This window comes from Brevibacillus daliensis (assembly GCF_021245735.1).
Taxonomy (GTDB): Bacteria; Bacillota; Bacilli; order Brevibacillales; family Brevibacillaceae; genus Brevibacillus_B; species Brevibacillus_B daliensis.
The window spans coordinates 50,458-66,409 of sequence record NZ_JAJISB010000041.1 but is presented as its reverse complement, the minus strand read 5'-3'; the positions used below and the strand labels follow the sequence as shown (position 1 = coordinate 66,409).

At 42.0% G+C, this 15,952-nt stretch carries 22 protein-coding genes; 2 read left to right on the top strand and 20 right to left on the bottom strand.

Features of this window, described 5'->3' with window-relative positions; genetic code table 11:
• Window positions 1-355: 355 nt before the first annotated feature.
• A complete protein-coding gene (locus LM917_RS21885) occupies window positions 356-586 on the bottom strand; it encodes a hypothetical protein (RefSeq protein WP_232699836.1) in 231 nt (76 codons plus the stop codon).
• Between the two features lie 155 nt (window positions 587-741).
• Complete coding sequence (locus tag LM917_RS21880; RefSeq protein ID WP_232699835.1) at window positions 742-1,362, bottom strand: stage II sporulation protein M; 621 nt, start codon at window positions 1,360-1,362, stop codon at window positions 742-744.
• 132 nt (window positions 1,363-1,494) lie between these two features.
• On the opposite strand from LM917_RS21880, the gene pdaB reads away from it, so the two are divergent.
• Complete coding sequence (pdaB, locus tag LM917_RS21875) at window positions 1,495-2,271, top strand: polysaccharide deacetylase family sporulation protein PdaB (protein WP_232699834.1); 777 nt, start codon at window positions 1,495-1,497, stop codon at window positions 2,269-2,271.
• A 92-nt stretch (window positions 2,272-2,363) separates the two neighbouring features.
• On the opposite strand, the gene LM917_RS21870 is transcribed toward pdaB, so the two are convergent.
• Window positions 2,364-2,975, bottom strand: a complete 612-nt coding sequence (locus tag LM917_RS21870; protein WP_232699833.1) for a KinB-signaling pathway activation protein — start codon at window positions 2,973-2,975, stop codon at window positions 2,364-2,366.
• A gap of 127 nt (window positions 2,976-3,102) precedes the next feature.
• On the opposite strand from LM917_RS21870, the gene gerD reads away from it, so the two are divergent.
• Complete coding sequence (gene gerD, locus LM917_RS21865) at window positions 3,103-3,723, top strand: spore germination lipoprotein GerD (RefSeq protein ID WP_232699832.1); 621 nt, start codon at window positions 3,103-3,105, stop codon at window positions 3,721-3,723.
• A gap of 60 nt (window positions 3,724-3,783) precedes the next feature.
• Here gerD and LM917_RS21860 read toward each other — a convergent pair whose 3' ends face one another.
• The 17 genes from LM917_RS21860 to map all read right to left on the bottom strand — a co-directional run bounded on the left by LM917_RS21860 (window position 3,784) and on the right by map (window position 15,946).
• Window positions 3,784-4,416 carry a DUF2087 domain-containing protein gene (locus tag LM917_RS21860; RefSeq protein WP_232699831.1) on the bottom strand — a complete coding sequence of 211 codons (633 nt, stop codon included), beginning with the start codon at window positions 4,414-4,416 and terminating at the stop codon, window positions 3,784-3,786.
• A 190-nt stretch (window positions 4,417-4,606) separates the two neighbouring features.
• Window positions 4,607-5,695 carry an iron-sulfur carrier protein/transcriptional regulator SalA gene (gene salA, locus LM917_RS21855; RefSeq protein WP_232699830.1) on the bottom strand — a complete coding sequence of 363 codons (1,089 nt, stop codon included), beginning with the start codon at window positions 5,693-5,695 and terminating at the stop codon, window positions 4,607-4,609.
• Window positions 5,696-5,776: 81 nt separating this feature from the next.
• Window positions 5,777-6,499 carry an N-acetylmuramoyl-L-alanine amidase CwlD gene (gene cwlD / locus LM917_RS21850; RefSeq protein ID WP_232699829.1) on the bottom strand — a complete coding sequence of 241 codons (723 nt, stop codon included), beginning with the start codon at window positions 6,497-6,499 and terminating at the stop codon, window positions 5,777-5,779.
• Window positions 6,500-6,643: 144 nt separating this feature from the next.
• Complete coding sequence (locus LM917_RS21845; RefSeq protein ID WP_232699828.1) at window positions 6,644-7,399, bottom strand: DUF2225 domain-containing protein; 756 nt, start codon at window positions 7,397-7,399, stop codon at window positions 6,644-6,646.
• Between the two features lie 500 nt (window positions 7,400-7,899).
• Window positions 7,900-8,292: a 30S ribosomal protein S9 gene (rpsI, locus tag LM917_RS21840; protein WP_232699827.1), complete on the bottom strand. Its 393-nt coding sequence runs from the start codon at window positions 8,290-8,292 to the stop codon at window positions 7,900-7,902.
• A gap of 19 nt (window positions 8,293-8,311) precedes the next feature.
• On the bottom strand, window positions 8,312-8,749 hold the full coding sequence (gene rplM / locus LM917_RS21835; protein WP_232699826.1) for a 50S ribosomal protein L13: 438 nt from the start codon (window positions 8,747-8,749) through the stop codon (window positions 8,312-8,314).
• A gap of 195 nt (window positions 8,750-8,944) precedes the next feature.
• Complete coding sequence (gene truA / locus LM917_RS21830; protein WP_232699825.1) at window positions 8,945-9,685, bottom strand: tRNA pseudouridine(38-40) synthase TruA; 741 nt, start codon at window positions 9,683-9,685, stop codon at window positions 8,945-8,947.
• The gene (locus tag LM917_RS21825) at window positions 9,682-10,485 is read right to left on the bottom strand and encodes an energy-coupling factor transporter transmembrane component T family protein (RefSeq protein ID WP_232699824.1); all 804 of its coding nucleotides are present in this window, start codon (window positions 10,483-10,485) and stop codon (window positions 9,682-9,684) included. Before LM917_RS21825 ends, truA begins: the two co-directional genes overlap by 4 nt.
• Entirely contained in the window at window positions 10,482-11,360 is an 879-nt protein-coding gene (locus LM917_RS21820) for an energy-coupling factor transporter ATPase (RefSeq protein WP_232699823.1), read from the bottom strand. The genes LM917_RS21825 and LM917_RS21820 overlap by 4 nt, the downstream gene beginning before the upstream one ends.
• Window positions 11,336-12,199, bottom strand: coding sequence for an energy-coupling factor transporter ATPase (locus tag LM917_RS21815; protein ID WP_373688819.1), 864 nt, complete (start codon window positions 12,197-12,199; stop codon window positions 11,336-11,338). The genes LM917_RS21820 and LM917_RS21815 overlap by 25 nt, the downstream gene beginning before the upstream one ends.
• A gap of 111 nt (window positions 12,200-12,310) precedes the next feature.
• Window positions 12,311-12,673, bottom strand: coding sequence for a 50S ribosomal protein L17 (gene rplQ / locus LM917_RS21810; protein WP_232699821.1), 363 nt, complete (start codon window positions 12,671-12,673; stop codon window positions 12,311-12,313).
• Window positions 12,674-12,791: 118 nt separating this feature from the next.
• Window positions 12,792-13,736 carry a DNA-directed RNA polymerase subunit alpha gene (locus LM917_RS21805; protein WP_232699820.1) on the bottom strand — a complete coding sequence of 315 codons (945 nt, stop codon included), beginning with the start codon at window positions 13,734-13,736 and terminating at the stop codon, window positions 12,792-12,794.
• Window positions 13,737-13,895: 159 nt separating this feature from the next.
• Window positions 13,896-14,294 (bottom strand): 30S ribosomal protein S11, encoded by a 399-nt coding sequence (gene rpsK / locus LM917_RS21800; RefSeq protein ID WP_232699819.1) that lies wholly within the window; start codon window positions 14,292-14,294, stop codon window positions 13,896-13,898.
• 17 nt (window positions 14,295-14,311) lie between these two features.
• The gene (gene rpsM, locus LM917_RS21795; protein WP_232699818.1) at window positions 14,312-14,680 is read right to left on the bottom strand and encodes a 30S ribosomal protein S13; all 369 of its coding nucleotides are present in this window, start codon (window positions 14,678-14,680) and stop codon (window positions 14,312-14,314) included.
• Window positions 14,681-14,702: 22 nt separating this feature from the next.
• Entirely contained in the window at window positions 14,703-14,816 is a 114-nt protein-coding gene (rpmJ, locus tag LM917_RS21790) for a 50S ribosomal protein L36 (protein ID WP_003333770.1), read from the bottom strand.
• A 31-nt stretch (window positions 14,817-14,847) separates the two neighbouring features.
• Complete coding sequence (infA, locus tag LM917_RS21785; RefSeq protein WP_003333772.1) at window positions 14,848-15,066, bottom strand: translation initiation factor IF-1; 219 nt, start codon at window positions 15,064-15,066, stop codon at window positions 14,848-14,850.
• A 133-nt stretch (window positions 15,067-15,199) separates the two neighbouring features.
• Complete coding sequence (gene map, locus LM917_RS21780) at window positions 15,200-15,946, bottom strand: type I methionyl aminopeptidase (protein WP_232699817.1); 747 nt, start codon at window positions 15,944-15,946, stop codon at window positions 15,200-15,202.
• Between the last annotated feature and the right edge of the window lie 6 nt (window positions 15,947-15,952).

Here is a 15,952-nt window from a genome sequence, read left to right as displayed (position 1 = left end):
CTATTGTTTCATTCAAACATTTCACTGTTCAGTTTTCAAAGGACAACCACTTCTTGTCCAAAAGCGACTTTCATATGGTAGCATATTCAACCGGAGTGAGTCAACAACTTTTTTTAACTTCGTTGTTTTCGTTTCTCTCAGTGTCTTTCGGACAAGAAATAATCTATCACGAATCAATATCTAAAGTCAATAGATTTTATAACTTTTTTCTTTAATACCGGGAAAAACTCTGGAATCCCTAGCAATTCAACGCTCAAACATGTTTAACATAACCAGTAAACACCGCGTAGGAAGTACCTTTTTCAACAATCGATGCTGACATGTTCAAATCTGCAGGTATAAGGTGCTATGTAACTTAGCTCAGTTCTTCTTTCACTCTTCGTTTTCTCACATATTTGGACAACTCTTGTGGTGGTGCAAAGCGTGCATACATTCGAAATAATATGATGTACCGCTCTTCCATTGCTCTTTTTACTAATTTATCTATACGGCTGTCTCCGAAGTCGAGTAACATTTCTTCCATTTCCCGCTTCAGTAGATATTCAATTTCAAGACATTCCTTCGACGAGAGCATCATGCCTAACATTGAAATCATCTCCCTGTTAGAATCTACCTGTTATATGATTGCCCCCTTACTATTTCTCTATTCATTCAAAACATATTTTTTTAGTTAAATTAAAAAAGAGCCGCTTTAGCAGCTCTCTCAAATTCTATTCATTCACGTAATATCCCACCATTTCCTTACTTCATAGCCTGAAGAAGGTAGGGAGTCACAGTCGACTCAATAATTGCAGCCACCAGAAGAAGGACAACCGTCGCTAGGACTGTCGTAAACATAATCCGGAATGTACCCTCCCAATCTTTTTTTACCTTGGCTCTTCTTTCGGCTACGAATAAGGCTCCAATGGATCGGAAAACGAGAACCCCCAGTTTAATCCCCATTCCAGAAGCAAGCAAAACAGCAGCAAATTCAAAAATTCCGTGCGGTAAAATTCCATATCCAAGTATTTCCCAACTTGAAAGGGTACTATTCTTAGGTGGATTCGTCAGCAAATATCCTAGAACTGCTCCATTTGAATACAAACCGATAATTGGAAAAAAGCCGAAAAATACTCCCATTCCCAACATCATGATTGCTGCCATCACATTATTTTGAAAAATAATTCGAATTGTCGTAAATACATTATCATTCTTTGTGATATTCTCGGCGATTTTTTCTACCTCAGCTATCATTGCAAGGACAACCTCTTCAATTATATGCGGAAGAAATGCCCCTACAAAAATACCCGTAAGTAGAATGGCTAAGGCAATCCAGTAATAAAACCGGATTCCTCTCCACATCTCACGCAACCTCTTGCCCATCAATTTCACTCCAATCACTGTAAAACTTTCTATACTTCCATTGTACCTGTTCTTCTCCATCTATAAAAAGTATAACCTGATCTGAATTGCACAAGCTAAAAGAAAATCTGCACAAGGAGGACTATACCACTTATGAAGTATATGACAAAATTACTAATCAAGAAGAATAAACTTCTTCCTCTCCTTTGTACCTTCCTACTACTCAGTGCCGGAATCGTTCACGCACAGAGCCATACAAATCACTTTGCTCCTTTACCTGTTGATACCAAATCAAAAGGACCGCAAGCTATTTATAAGGTAGATACCAAAGACAAAAAGGTTGCCTTGACTTTTGATATTAGCTGGGGAGAAACCCGTACACAACCTATATTGGACATTTTAAAAGAAAAAAAGCTGAACAAGGTTACCTTCTTTCTTTCATCTCCTTGGAGCCAAAAGCATCCTGAAATGGTAAAGCAAATTGTTGAAGGCGGATACGAAATTGGTTCTCATGGCCATAGACATGACAATTACAGTCGCTATTCCGAAGAGATGATGCGTACACAAATCGGGAAAGCAGAAACCATCCTAACAGATTTAACCGGAAAAAAACCAAATTTAATCCGTATGCCAAATGGTGATTTTGATAAACGCGTCCTTAGAGTAGCAACAGACATGGGTTACATGGTAATTCAATGGGATACAGATTCCCTTGACTGGATGAACCCTGGTGTCGATCGAATCATCCAAAATGTTGTCTCCAAAACACATCCCGGCGACATTATCCTGATGCATGCGAGTGATTCATGTAAACAGACCCACCTTGCACTCCCCACCGTCATTGATAAGCTGCGTGCCCAAGGATACGAATTTGTAACTGTTTCTGAACTGATTGCTGGATCTAATGTAAAAAGCCAGGAAATTCATTAGCATTTCCGCTTATACACTACAGAAAAAAGCTACTCGACAATAGAGTAGCTTTTTCCCTCCTTATGTTATGAATAGTCTGAATCTGAATGATCTTATACTGCTTTCGTTGTTTTTCCAGGAACACCCCGATTGGTTACACGTTGTAATTGCATAATCTGCCACGCATTGCAGCATAACAAAGGTACAACCATTGTCGCTGCCGCTGCAAATTCTTCCTGACGCAAAGCGGGAATCCATTCAATCGCTGTAACAACGAACATAAAAAATAACGTAGGGATCCATGCAGTTGGATTGGTCACTTTTACTTTCGCGAAAGCCGTGGCGACTGCAACAACCAGGAGTAAGGTTGGTTCCAATAGGTACGGGAGAATGGACCCGCCATCTCCAAAAGAAATGGACCGTAAATAGACAATATCGAAAAAGACGAATGCGACAAAGAATAACTGGATGTTATTTCGTAGGATTTTGTTTTTCATTGGGGTCAGCACCATATAATTTAGCATCATAAAAGCAAAGAAACCCATCTGAGCAACAATACTGATCGTCATCCCGTACAACAAATGCATGAATATTCCCACAAAGAAATTGGCAAGTGTACTATCGTAGAGACTTTTTGAGGCTACAGTCATCCCCATAAATACACCTGCTATTCCACCTACAAGTAAGGTCGTTCCAATCAGCCAACCATAATTACGCAAACTCAAGGCTGGTCCCTCCTTTTATAATCGCTTTGATTGTACCAGTGGCTGAAAGAAAATTCTAGCGTAAGAAAAGGTGAAACTGCACATTTTATAAGTAGTTGGGATGTGAAAAAGGAGAGTGCACTCTGCTATGACAAATACGGTATGGTTTCGTTACATCATTTTGATGACCTTTGTCCTGCTAATATCGGGTTGCACCGGCACTTCATCATCGACTGAATCTCAACCTGATTATAAATCAACCAAGACAATGGTTGTCGACATTCTACAGACGGAAGATGCCAAAAAAGCCGTTGAGAACATGATGAAGGATGAAAATTTCCAGAAGAAGTTGGCGCTTACTCCAGATATGGTACGTACCACATTAATCCAGAGTATCGCTAAGCCGAATAATCCGCAAATCAAGGAAGCTTTTAAGGACCCAACCTTCACAAGCACATTGGCAAAATCCATGAAGGATGAGAATAAAAAGCTGTTAAAAGACCTAATGAAAGACCCTGAATACCAACAGATGATGATAAGTATCCTGAAAGACCCTGAATTTGAAAAAAGTTTGCTTGATCTAATGAAAACATCAGCCTACCGTAAGCAAACCATGCAAATTATGAAGGATACGCTAGAGAGCCCACTTTTCCAAGCTGAAATGCTGAAGCTAATGACCAAAGCCCAAGAAGAAATGCTAAAACCTGAGAAGAAAGGTAAAGGCAGGGAAAAGAAAAGTAGTGGCGGTGGTGGAGGCGGCGGCCAATAATAATTGAAATCGCCAACGAACGCTTGTTAAAAATAAAAAGGTGGATGTGATTCCACCTTTTTATACTTCTTTCCACATTTCACGTGGATTCAATGTGTAGACGTTATTGTTGCGATACATGATATTGTTCATGATTAATTCTCTACGTAGTGTAGCAAAGTCCTCATGATACTGCTTCAGATACTCACTGATTTCCTTTTCGGAATAGGTTTGACCGACAACCAGATTTTCTACCAGTTTCTCCAGTACAAATAATTTCTTTTTCCATTGAGCCGGGATTGTTTTAAGTTTATGATCCGTTGTGAAGAATGACTTCCACACATGTTCTTTTTCCTTTTGCAAAGGGAACTGTGCCATTTCGTTATTCTCCTCTCTTTCATGATCACGGATAAACTGCCATTGCTCTAAAGGTTCTTTATCTACAGGCATTATCGCCGGAAGCAATGCATCAGAATAACGTTTAAGCTCCGTAGGTAATAGATGAAAAATGATCGTATTTTTATCTCGTTTTTCTACTAATAATCCTAATTTTTTTAATTTCTGCGTGTGATGGGTAATCGTTGCAGGTGATATTCCAAGACGCTCAGCTAAAGCTAATCCACTCATAGGCTGGTGCGCTAACAAGGAAACAATGCGTAAACGATTAACATCTCCCATTGTCTTATGAAAAAGTACTAGTAGCTCGATTTGCACCAGAGGCCACTCCTTTCATTTAGAAATTCAGATCCATAACAGTCTTAAATTCGATAATAATCTAATTAGACAATAATTAAAATACTTTACCAAGTCAAGTATAATACATTCTAATCCCATAAAAAAACACCAGCCTTAGTCGGGAGCTGGTGTCTCTTACCTTATATCTAACCTTTTAGCTGACCATATCTTATTTACAAAGAGCGTCAATATCCTCAGCTAATTGATCATAGATACGTCCGATTGCCGAATCAGCTTTATATACAGATGGTGAGTAATCTGGTTCCTGCGGGTGATTTTCTGGTTGTCCCAATGGTACCTGCGCTAGTAATCTGGATGCAAGTGTCTCAGCCAATTTAGCCCCTCCACCACGTCCAAATACATATTCTTGAGAGCCGTCCTTCGCTTCATACCAGGCCATATTTTCTACTACACCGATAATTTCATGGCCGGTATGTTTTGCCATGGAGCCTGCTCGTGCTGCTACAAAGGCAGCGGTAGCATGTGGAGTAGTAACAAGGATTTCCTTGCTTTGAGGGATCATGGTATGAATGTCTAACGCCACATCCCCTGTTCCTGGTGGAAGATCAAGTAACAGGTAATCCAGCTCTTCTCCCCAGTGAACTTCACTGAAGAAGTTGCGAAGCATTTTTCCCAGCATAGGACCACGCCAAATAACTGGTGAATTATCCTCTACGAAAAAGCCCATCGACATTACTTTTACTCCAAATTTTTCAACTGGTAGAATAGTTTGATCAATTACTGTTGGGCGTTGTTCAATGTTCATCATATCAGGAACACTGAATCCGTATATATCAGCGTCAATAATTCCAACCTTTTTACCTGCACGTGCCAAAGCTACTGCGAGGTTAACAGTTACCGTGGATTTACCTACGCCACCTTTACCTGATGTAATGGCAATAAACGTAGTCGCTGAATCTTTACTTAGCATTGGATGTAAGACCGGAGCTTGACCTGGCGCAGTAGGTTGCTTCGTATTCCCTTTCAATTGGGCACTTAATGCCGCTCTTTCATCATCTGTCATCGCACCAAAACGTACATCTACTTCTTGCGCACCCAATGCACGGATAGCAGCCACTACATCATCATGAATTTTTGCTTTTAGCGGACAGCCTGTGATGGTAAGTACCACTTCTAGCGATACTACAGCACCATTAATTTGAATATTCCGGATCATGTTTAACTCAACGAGACTACGATTAATCTCCGGATCTTTAACGTCACGTAATGCCTCAAGTACCTGCTCTTTTGAAATCATATATAAACACCCCTGGATGGCTTGTCATTGTTTGCATCATTATAGCACACTTGATTGTAAACACAGAACAAGTACACCGTGCTAAGGTGTACTTGAAGGTTTTATTTTTTCATCGGAATAATATCTGAGAATTCCTTGATAGATGGCATTTGCCATGGCTTTTTGGTACTCCTCAGTTCCCAGTTTTTCCGCTTCTACTTTATTGGAGAGAAAACCTACTTCAACTAAGACAGCAGGGGTTTTAACTTCTCGTATCAAAAAAATATCGTCCGTCTTCTTCGGTAATCGCTCTGTATTTTCAAGTACTCGCTTGATCTCATCCTGAACCAAATTAGCTACCAATCCGCTCTCCTCAAAAGCTGGAAAGTAAAACGTTTGTGCACCGTTCCACTTTTCCTGAAGTATGCTGTTCAAATGGATACTAACTAACAGGTCCGGGGTATTTTCGTTGATAAACTTGACGCGATTACGGATATCCTCTGATTTTCTCTTTCCCTTTTTAGCTGCACCATCTGAAGAAAGGTCTTTATCTTCTTCCCTGGTCATGATGACATAAGCCCCTGACTGTTGCAGAAAATCTCGTAAGTAGAGACTAATCGGAAGAGTTATTTCTTTTTCAATCAATTTGCCATCCTTGCTCACAGCTCCGCCATCTAAGCCACCATGGCCTGCGTCTATAGCGATTACCGTACCAGCAAGAGGTAATGTCCAGGTGGTCCATGACGAATGTGCTGGTAGCTTATAGGTGAAGATGACAACGAGCAAAAAACAGGCAAGAACCCATCCAATCACTTTTCTAGTCAACCTTCATCCCGCTCCTTTGTCCCATTCTCTTCAATATCATATGGACAAAGGTATCTACTTATGACTGGTTGTCTTTCTCTCTTCTCAAAAATCCTGCCGAATATTTACTGCAGGGAAATCTTAGTTATATGTATTCAAATACGTCTACAATACTCCCATGCTGTCTAGCGATACAGCCTTTTTCTCTTCTCTTGCTACCTTCCATTGCTCCTGAGCGAGATTGATAATGCCTGTCTCAATTGTTTTTCCTCTTAAAGCAATTACTTTATTAAAGTAATATACAGCTTCATCAAACTTTTTCACTCTACGTAACAATTCACCTATTTCATATAGAATACGCACATCAGACATTGGCTTTTCCTGACGAATATAGTCACCTTCCAGATAAGAATCTTTGTATTCCTCGATTGCTAGTTCCAAAAAACGTTTTTCGTTACCAGACATGTTGATCAATCGATATAGCCATGCCAGTCGCAAGCATAAAGATGCCAGAGTAATATGCGGTTCTCCTTTAACCTGAGCGCATACGAGAGCTAGCTTATATGAGTCAATTGCTTGTTTATACGTACGCTTTCCACCTAGATTTTTATTTTCCCATTTAGAAGTAATTTTCTCCTGAATAATAGTTTGAGATTCAGGTTTAAAATACTTGTTAAAATGTTCGGTAAATGAATAGCCACATGCTGGGCACACACATACGTAATAAAGCAACGGATTAAGGTTCGGATCTTTGTAATAGCTACAAAAATCAGAATCACGCTTTTCTACTTGAATAAACCGAGAGCGAATTTTATGTGTAGTAAATGCATGTGAGCAAAATGGACATTCACATTTCTTCTCGTAAAGAGGACTAATCTTATTTACCTCATCCTGTGATGAGATGCTAGCTAGTATATTCATAGAGAAGACTCCTTTTTTAAACTGAAAAAATTTATCTTTTCAGTCATATCTATACTCTTAGTATAGCAGTTCACTATAGGGAGGATTGCCCTTCTCATTTGACAAATTGATTGCAAAAAAACAAAATGATTAACTCCGTTTTTTCTCGTAAGGAAGTCGCGTTTGTTTTTCTTTGATAATTATTGCGAATTATTTACTTTCATGCTATCATTCGCGAAAATGTATACCATCCAAACATTACCAACTAAGGTGTCGAGAAAATATATCTTACACTCGATGAACCGGACGCTTTTGTACGGGAGGTCAATAAATGGAGTGGGATAAGGTCTAGCTCGCATTCCTTAAAATAATTTTCAAACAAGCCATCTATGGTGGCTTGTTTTTTTATCAAATCGTATCTTGGGTAACAGAACGACTTCCACTTCACCCTATCAGGTGAAAAAATAAAAGCCCCTGACCAGTAAAGGCCAAGGGCGATAATTCTTGATACCGAAAGCTTCTTAGCGCTTGGAGAACTGAGGAGCGCGACGAGCTGCTTTCAAGCCGTATTTTTTACGTTCTTTCATACGTGGGTCACGAGTTAAGAATCCAGCGCGTTTTAGAGCACCGCGAAGTTCTGGATCTGCTTTAAGCAATGCACGAGCAACACCATGACGGATTGCACCTGCTTGACCTGTAGTACCCCCACCTGCTACGTTAACCAAAACATCATAGCGTCCCAATGTTTCAGTCAACACAAGTGGTTGTTTTACGATCAGTTTTAGAGTTTCCAAACCAAAATAGTTATCCATAACACGCTTGTTGATCACGATGCGACCCTCACCTGGAACCAGGCGAACGCGTGCTACGGAGTGTTTACGACGACCTGTACCGTAGTATTGAACTTGTGCCACGAGTCATTTCCTCCTTTAATTAGCCGCGAATTTGCCATGCTTCTGGTTTTTGAGCAGCATGTGGATGCTCAGTACCAGCATAAACTTTTAGTTTTGAGAACATTTGACGTCCCAAGCTGTTTTTAGGAAGCATGCCTTTAACAGCTAGTTCGAATAGACGGTCAGGACGTTTGTTCAACATTTCTCCAGCAGGTGTAGCTTTCAAACCACCTGGATGCATGGAGTGTCTATAGTACATTTTGTCAGTTAGTTTTTTACCAGTAAGTTTGATTTTGTCTGCGTTCAGAACGATTACAAAATCACCAGTGTCAACGTGTGGTGTAAATTCAGGCTTATGTTTGCCGCGTAGGATCGTTGCTACTTCAGAAGCAATACGACCAAGAGTTTGGCCTTCTGCGTCAACGATGTACCATTTGCGTTCAACTTGAAGCGGTTTCGCCATATATGTGGTACGCATGTTTGTCCCTCCTAAATATCTTGCCGTTCATAGTTAAAAGTTGAAGCTGCAACGGTGAACAACTTCACCTTGTGTGTCCTATCTTCGAAACAAATCATTTTCAATTCCCGGGGCTAGAGTGGGGCTAGACGGGTATGAAAATACCATTGATTATCATACTATATCAGTATTTCATAGTCAAGAGAAAAGCTATTTCTACTCGCTGTAAAATACTTCCCACATCGTAAGACCTTGTGGTGGTGCCGTTTTGCCAGCCAACTCCCGATTACAACCATCTAAAAATCTTTTGATCTCCTCAGGCTTGTACTTGCCTTCTCCCACGTTTACCAGCGTCCCCACAATAATCCGTACCATGTTGTATAAAAATCCATTACCGCGGCAAATTACCCACAGTAGTGAACCATCCTGTTCCACCCTTAGATCGTAAATCGTTCGTACCCTGTCTTCCACATGTGTTTTTGCTGAGCAGAAGGTCGTAAAATCATGCGTCCCTACTACATGCATAGCAGCTTCACGCATCGCTTCTACGTTCAATGTGTGGCGAATATGCCAAGCATAGCGGTGACGAAAGATATCGGGTACCTGCGCATTATCAATACAGTAGCGATATTCCTTTTGCTTCACATCAAATCTCACGTGAAACGAAGAATCTACCTCTTCTACTGATTGAATTACAATAGAGTCAGGAAGCTTGTTATTCAAAATCAGACGCCACTTTTGCATAGGGATGGTAGATTCCGTATCAAAATGAAATACTTGCCCTCGGGCATGAACACCTGCGTCCGTACGACCGGAACCAGCTATTCGAATCTCTTCTCCCGTTATCAGATGTAACGCCTTTTCGATCTCTTCCTGAACGGTTATCTGATCAGGTTGGACTTGAAAGCCACTATAATCAGTCCCATCGTACGCCACGATCCCCTTTAGCCTTTTCACACTCTCCACACTCCTACTGCAACTACCATAAGGATCATAAACACAATTACTAGTCCGTCTCGATAGCTGAATGCCAGCTGACGAAGCTTAGTTCGTCCTACATCTCCTCGGTACCCTCTGGCCTCCATAGCAAGAGCAAGGTCCTCAGCACGTCGAAATGCACTGACAAACAACGGAATAACGATCGCAATCATCGCTTTTGCCCGTGATATCATTCCACCACTTTCAAAATTGGCCCCTCGTGACATTTGTGCCTTCATGATCTTGTCCGTCTCCTCCAATAGCGTAGGAATGAAACGAATAGCGATGGAAAGCATCAAAGCCAGCTCATGGACGGGTAGCCCAATCTTTTTGAAGGGACCTAACATTTTCTCTATACCATCAGTCAAATCCATAGGCGATGTCGTCAAGGTCAACAGAGAGCTCATTACAACAATCAACCCAAGGCGCATGGCTATAAAAAATGCCTGTCGTACACCATCTTCCTCAATAGAAAACCATCCCCACTGTACATACACCTCTCCACCTTTCGTCAAGAAAAGCTGGAGAATAATCGTAAATACGAGTAAGAACCATACTGGCTTTAATCCACGGAAAATATAGGCGAGTGACAATTTAGAAAGTCGTAAGGAAAAAATAAGGATAGCGGTAAATACTGCATATAACCATATTTGATTAGACAAAAAAACGACTACTGCGTAGACAAGCAAAAACAAGAACTTACTTCGGGGGTCTAAACGGTGAACAAACGAATCACTAGGAACGAACTGTCCTAATGTAAAATTTTGCAGTATGCTCATCTGCCTTCCCCCTTCTTTTGTTGCAATAGGGTAAGCAGATAGGCAGTCAAATCCTCTTCTTTATAAAGCGTTGGAGATAACTGCTGGTCTTTAGGTAACCTTTCATTGAGACGGTGCACGAACGAGACCGTTTCCGGTACATCAAGTGCCAACTCACGAAGTTCCTCTTTTTTCGAGAACACTTCTTCAGGTGTACCCTGCATAGCTACACGACCATTAGCAAGTACCAACAACTGATCGGCATAACGTGCCACTTCTTCCATGCTATGTGTAACTAACAAGGTAGTCAGTTGCTCAGCCTTGTGAATTTGATAGATTCCGTTAAGAATTGCTTTTCTTCCAGCAGGATCTAATCCAGCTGTCGGTTCATCTAGCACAAGCACTTTCGGTTGCATCGCCAATACCCCAGCGATAGCTACCCGACGCATTTGTCCACCACTCAGATGAAAAGGAGAGCGATCTTTGATTTCCTCAAAAGGAAGACCTACAATTTCCAAAGCTTCTTTCGCTCTTTGGTACGCAAGGTCTTTAGGCAAATCAAAATTCAGTGGCCCGTACATGACGTCTTGTATAACCGTCTCTTCAAACAACTGGTGCTCAGGATATTGAAACACAAGTCCAACTTTACTTCTCAGTGAGTGGACTTTCTTGGTTTCAGGAGTTATTGCTATCTCCCCAACACGTATTGTGCCAGCTGAAGGTTTCAACAGACCATTGACGTGTTGAATCAGTGTTGATTTACCCGAACCAGTTTGCCCGATCACTCCGACAAAAGAGCCAGATGGAATAGAAAAGGAAACATCAGATATAGCAGCCTTTTCAAAAGGCGTTCCCTTTCCATACACATAGCTCACGTTTTCAAAAGAGATTTGCATAGTTCGTCAACCAACTCCTCCTGATCCAGCACTGTTGAAAGAGAAAAGCCATGCTGCTGTAAGAAATGATGCAAACGAACGGCAAAAGGAACATCCAGCCCAATCGCTAGTAACCCTTCCACATCAGCATATACCTCGGATGGTGTACCATCCGCATATATTTTCCCTTGTTCCATGACAATGATTCGATCTGAACCTAGTGTTTCTTCCGGGAAGTGGGTAATATTTACGATGGTAAATCCCTCTTCCAGATGTAACTGATGAACCAGTTGCATGACCTCTTTACGTCCTTGTGGATCAAGCATGGCTGTAGCTTCATCCAGGATAATAATAGATGGACGCATCGCTAGAATGCCGGCAATCGCTACACGTTGTTTCTGGCCCCCGGATAATCGCTGAGGTTGAGATTTTAAATAGGCAGACATCTTGACTGCAGCCAGAGACTCGTCAATGCGTTTGCGCATTTCCTCTCGTTCAATCCCCAGATTCTCCAGACCAAACGCAACATCATCCTCCACAATTGTCCCAACAATTTGGTTATCAGGATTCTGAAAAACCATTCCAACCTGTTGCCTGATCTCCCACAGATACTCTTGTTCACTTGTGGAAAACCCACTAACGATAATAGCACCTTCTGACGGAACTAATAAGGCATTTATTAGCTTGGCTATTGTTGATTTACCAGAACCATTATGACCAATGATAGAGACGAAAGAGCCCTTCTTAATAGAAAAGCTGACATTCTGTAACACGGGAGTAGAGGAACCATCTTCCGATTCATATTGGAACGCAACCTGCTTGGCTTCAATTGTTTGCTCCTGATCTTTCAATGTCTCCACATCCTCAGTTGGCAATATCAATTCATTAAAAAGTTTTCGGGTAAAAGAAAAAAGGGTTGAATCAGAACCCGGATAAACCAGACCCTGTCCTCACCCTTTCTCAACCCGATACTATTCAACTAATTCGATAAAAGCCATTGGTGCTGCGTCTCCACGACGAGGACCAATTTTCAGGATACGAGTGTATCCACCGTTACGCTCAGCATAACGAGGAGCGATATCATCGAACAATTTTTGAACAGCTGTTTTGCCTTCCTCAGTAGCTACTTCGTTACGAACGAAAGCTGCCACTTGACGACGAGCATGAAGATCACCACGTTTTGCTAGAGTGACCATTTTATCAGCGATAGAACGAAGTTCCTTCGCTTTCATTTCAGTCGTTTCAATGCGCTCATTGATGATAAGGTCAGTAACCAAATCACGGAATAAAGCTTTACGAGCCGCACTGCGACGTCCTAGTTTACGGTATGCCATGTTCTTACCTCCTTCTTTCTGGCAGGTTGTGTTCAATCAGCTTGCTTGCCAGATTTGACCCTCTCCCGAATCAAGGAGTGGTGATAAACAATCTGTATCGAAATCTATGCGAAAAGCTCTAATCGTCGTTACGCAATCCCAGACCAAGTTCTTGAAGTTTTTCTTGAACTTCTTCCAGAGATTTACGTCCCAAGTTACGAACTTTCATCATGTCTTCTTCAGACTTCTGTGTTAACTCTTGAACCGTGTTGATACCAGCACGTTTCAAGCAGTTGTAAGAACGAACAGAAAGATCAAGCTCTTCGATAGTCATCTCCAACACTTTTTCTTTCTTATCTTCTTCTTTTTCAACCATGATTTCTGCATCTTTCGCTTCGTCAGTTAGACCAACGAACAGGTTAAGATGTTCTGTCATGATTTTTGCACCAAGGCTGACAGCTTCCTCAGGACGAATGCTTCCATTGGTCCATACTTCCAACGTCAACTTGTCATAGTTGGTCATTTGCCCTACACGGGTATTCTCAACTTGATAGTTTACACGCTTAATAGGAGTATAAATGGAGTCAATTGGAATTACACCGATTGGCTGATCTTCAGACTTATTGCCATCTGCTTGGACATATCCGCGTCCACGACCAGCTGTCATGCGAATATGCAGACGACCACCGTTTGCTAACGTTGCAATATGAAGATCAGGGTTTAAGATCTCCACGTCACTATCAGCACGGATATCTCCTGCTTTAACAATGCCTTCGCCTTCTGCATCAATCTCAAGGATTTTTTCTTCATCAGAGTGGATCTTTAATGCAAGACCCTTGATGTTGAGGATGATCTCGGTTACGTCCTCCACGACTCCATCGATTGTAGAGAATTCGTGCAGTACACCATCAATTTGCACTGAAGTGACCGCCGCGCCTGGCAATGAGGATAGAAGTATCCGTCTGAGTGAGTTGCCAAGGGTTGTACCGTAACCACGCTCAAGGGGTTCAACGACGAATTTTCCGTACAAGTTGTCGTCGTCTAACTCCACAACCTCGATTCTAGGTTTTTCTATTTCTATCATTCTTAACAAACCCTCCTTCAAAACGTCGAAATTCAAGGTGGGCTGTACAGAGCCCACTCAGGAATTTCTTTCGGCGGTTTACCGTTTGCATGCATGTCAAGCCAAAAAAGCAGAATCTACCATTCTATTATGGACATGTTCTGAGTTTTATAAACCCGACTACACGCGGCGACGTTTTGGCGGACGGCAGCCGTTGTGTGGGATTGGTGTAACATCTTTGATCATGTTAACTTCCAAACCTGCAGCTTGCAAGGAACGGATAGCAGCCTCACGACCGGATCCAGGACCTTTAACCAGTACTTCCAAAGATCGCATACCGTGTTCCATAGCAACTTTAGCAGCTGTTTCAGCAGCCATTTGCGCAGCAAAAGGCGTGCTCTTTTTGGAGCCTCTGAAACCGAGGGCACCAGCACTGGACCAAGAGATCGCGTTGCCATGCGGGTCAGTGATCGTTACGATTGTGTTGTTAAAAGTAGAACGAATGTGTGCTATGCCGACTTCAACATTCTTACGATCACGGCGACGGGTACGAGTAGCAGCTTGTTTTCTTTTAGCCATGTCTTATTTACCCTCCTTTACTTCTTCTTGTTAGCTACAGTACGACGAGGACCTTTACGCGTACGAGCATTTGTTTTAGATTTTTGACCTCGAACTGGCAACCCGCGACGATGGCGGATCCCACGATAGCAGCCAATTTCCATAAGACGTTTAATGTTAAGGGATACTTCACGACGAAGGTCACCTTCAACTTTAATGTTCTTATCGATGAATTCACGAAGTTTGTTTACTTCGTCTTCTGTCAAATCGCGAACACGAGTGTTTCCATCTACGCCAGCTTCAGCGATGACGCGTTGGGCAGTGGAGTTACCAATACCAAAAATGTAGGTAAGAGCAATAATAACTCGTTTTTCACGAGGCAAGTCAACGCCTGCAATACGTGCCATTTCTCAAATGCACCTCCTTGATTTATCCTTGTTTTTGCTTATGTTTTGGATTCTCACAAATAACCATTACATTACCTTTGCGACGGATAACTTTGCATTTTTCGCAAATCGGTTTAACCGACGGTCTTACTTTCATGGTTCTTGCCTCCCTTTTCTAGGGGTTTTCATTATTTGTAACGGTACGTAATACGCCCGCGAGTTAGATCGTACGGCGACAATTCGACTGTTACCTTGTCTCCTGGCAAAATTCGAATGAAGTGCATTCTGATTTTGCCGGAAACATGCGCCAAAACTTTGTGTCCGTTCTCCAGTTCAACACGGAACATTGCGTTTGGCAATGGTTCGATGACGGTACCTTCTACTTCAATTACGTCGTCTTTGGCCATCGGCTAGTCTCCTTTCAACTGTTATACAGTCAGACCATGAGTTTTGGCAACTACATGCCTCGAGAAACTTCTCGGTTACTTGAACAAACTTATCGTCAACACGTTGAACGACAATCTTCCAGTTCACCTACGTTTAAGGTCTAGTCAAGATCTCATAGCCATCTTCCGTAATCGCGATGGTGTGTTCATAGTGCGCACACTTTTTCCCATCAACTGTCACGACCGTCCAATTGTCCTCCAAAGTGCGGACATAACGTTCGCCAGCATTCACCATCGGTTCGATTGCTAAAACCATTCCAGGTTTTAAACGTGGTCCCCTGTTCGGAGGACCGTAGTTAGGAATTTGTGGATCTTCATGCAAACTTTGACCGATTCCATGTCCCACATACTCACGGACAATCGTGAAGCCAGCAGCTTCAGCATGTAGCTGAATCTCATGAGAGATATCAGAAAGCCTTGCTCCAGGGACTGCTTTCGCAAGACCTTTGAGTAAGGACTCTTCTGTGACTTGCATGAGTTGCTGATCCGAAAGAGATACTGTACCAACAGCATAGGTCCAAGCTGAATCTCCATGATAACCATCGAATTTAGCTCCGATATCTATACTGATGATATTTCCTTCCTGCAATGTCCGCTTTCCTGGAATTCCATGTACGAGTTCCTCATTAACTGAGGCACAGATACTACCAGAAAACCCACCGTACCCTTTGAACGACGGTATCGCATTTTTACTGCGAATAAAAGTTTCGGCCAGCTCATCAAGTTCCTTCGTAGTGACCCCTGGCTTAATATGCTTCGCCAATTCTTGATGGGTAAGAGCAACAATTCGTCCAGCTTCGCGCATAATTTCGAGCTCTGCTTTTGACTTGATTGTAATCATTATTGG

Excerpts from the sequence above, each read along its gene's own strand:
- salA (WP_232699830.1), bottom strand. The coding sequence starts at position 5,695 with ATGATTTCAAAAGAGCAGGTACTTGAGGCATTACGTGACGTTAAAGAT.
- rpsM (WP_232699818.1), bottom strand. The coding sequence starts at position 14,680 with ATGGCACGTATTGCAGGCGTTGACTTGCCTCGTGAAAAACGAGTTATT.
- LM917_RS21805 (WP_232699820.1), bottom strand. The coding sequence starts at position 13,736 with ATGATAGAAATAGAAAAACCTAGAATCGAGGTTGTGGAGTTAGACGAC.
- LM917_RS21885 (WP_232699836.1), bottom strand. The coding sequence starts at position 586 with ATGTTAGGCATGATGCTCTCGTCGAAGGAATGTCTTGAAATTGAATAT.
- gerD (WP_232699832.1), top strand. The coding sequence starts at position 3,103 with ATGACAAATACGGTATGGTTTCGTTACATCATTTTGATGACCTTTGTC.
- pdaB (WP_232699834.1), top strand. The coding sequence starts at position 1,495 with ATGAAGTATATGACAAAATTACTAATCAAGAAGAATAAACTTCTTCCT.
- rpmJ (WP_003333770.1), bottom strand. The coding sequence starts at position 14,816 with ATGAAAGTAAGACCGTCGGTTAAACCGATTTGCGAAAAATGCAAAGTT.
- map (WP_232699817.1), bottom strand. The coding sequence starts at position 15,946 with ATGATTACAATCAAGTCAAAAGCAGAGCTCGAAATTATGCGCGAAGCT.
- rplQ (WP_232699821.1), bottom strand. The coding sequence starts at position 12,673 with ATGGCATACCGTAAACTAGGACGTCGCAGTGCGGCTCGTAAAGCTTTA.
- LM917_RS21825 (WP_232699824.1), bottom strand. The coding sequence starts at position 10,485 with ATGAGCATACTGCAAAATTTTACATTAGGACAGTTCGTTCCTAGTGAT.
- LM917_RS21820 (WP_232699823.1), bottom strand. The coding sequence starts at position 11,360 with ATGCAAATCTCTTTTGAAAACGTGAGCTATGTGTATGGAAAGGGAACG.
- LM917_RS21845 (WP_232699828.1), bottom strand. The coding sequence starts at position 7,399 with ATGAATATACTAGCTAGCATCTCATCACAGGATGAGGTAAATAAGATT.
- infA (WP_003333772.1), bottom strand. The coding sequence starts at position 15,066 with ATGGCCAAAGACGACGTAATTGAAGTAGAAGGTACCGTCATCGAACCA.
- rpsK (WP_232699819.1), bottom strand. The coding sequence starts at position 14,294 with ATGGCTAAAAGAAAACAAGCTGCTACTCGTACCCGTCGCCGTGATCGT.
- LM917_RS21880 (WP_232699835.1), bottom strand. The coding sequence starts at position 1,362 with ATGGGCAAGAGGTTGCGTGAGATGTGGAGAGGAATCCGGTTTTATTAC.
- rplM (WP_232699826.1), bottom strand. The coding sequence starts at position 8,749 with ATGCGTACCACATATATGGCGAAACCGCTTCAAGTTGAACGCAAATGG.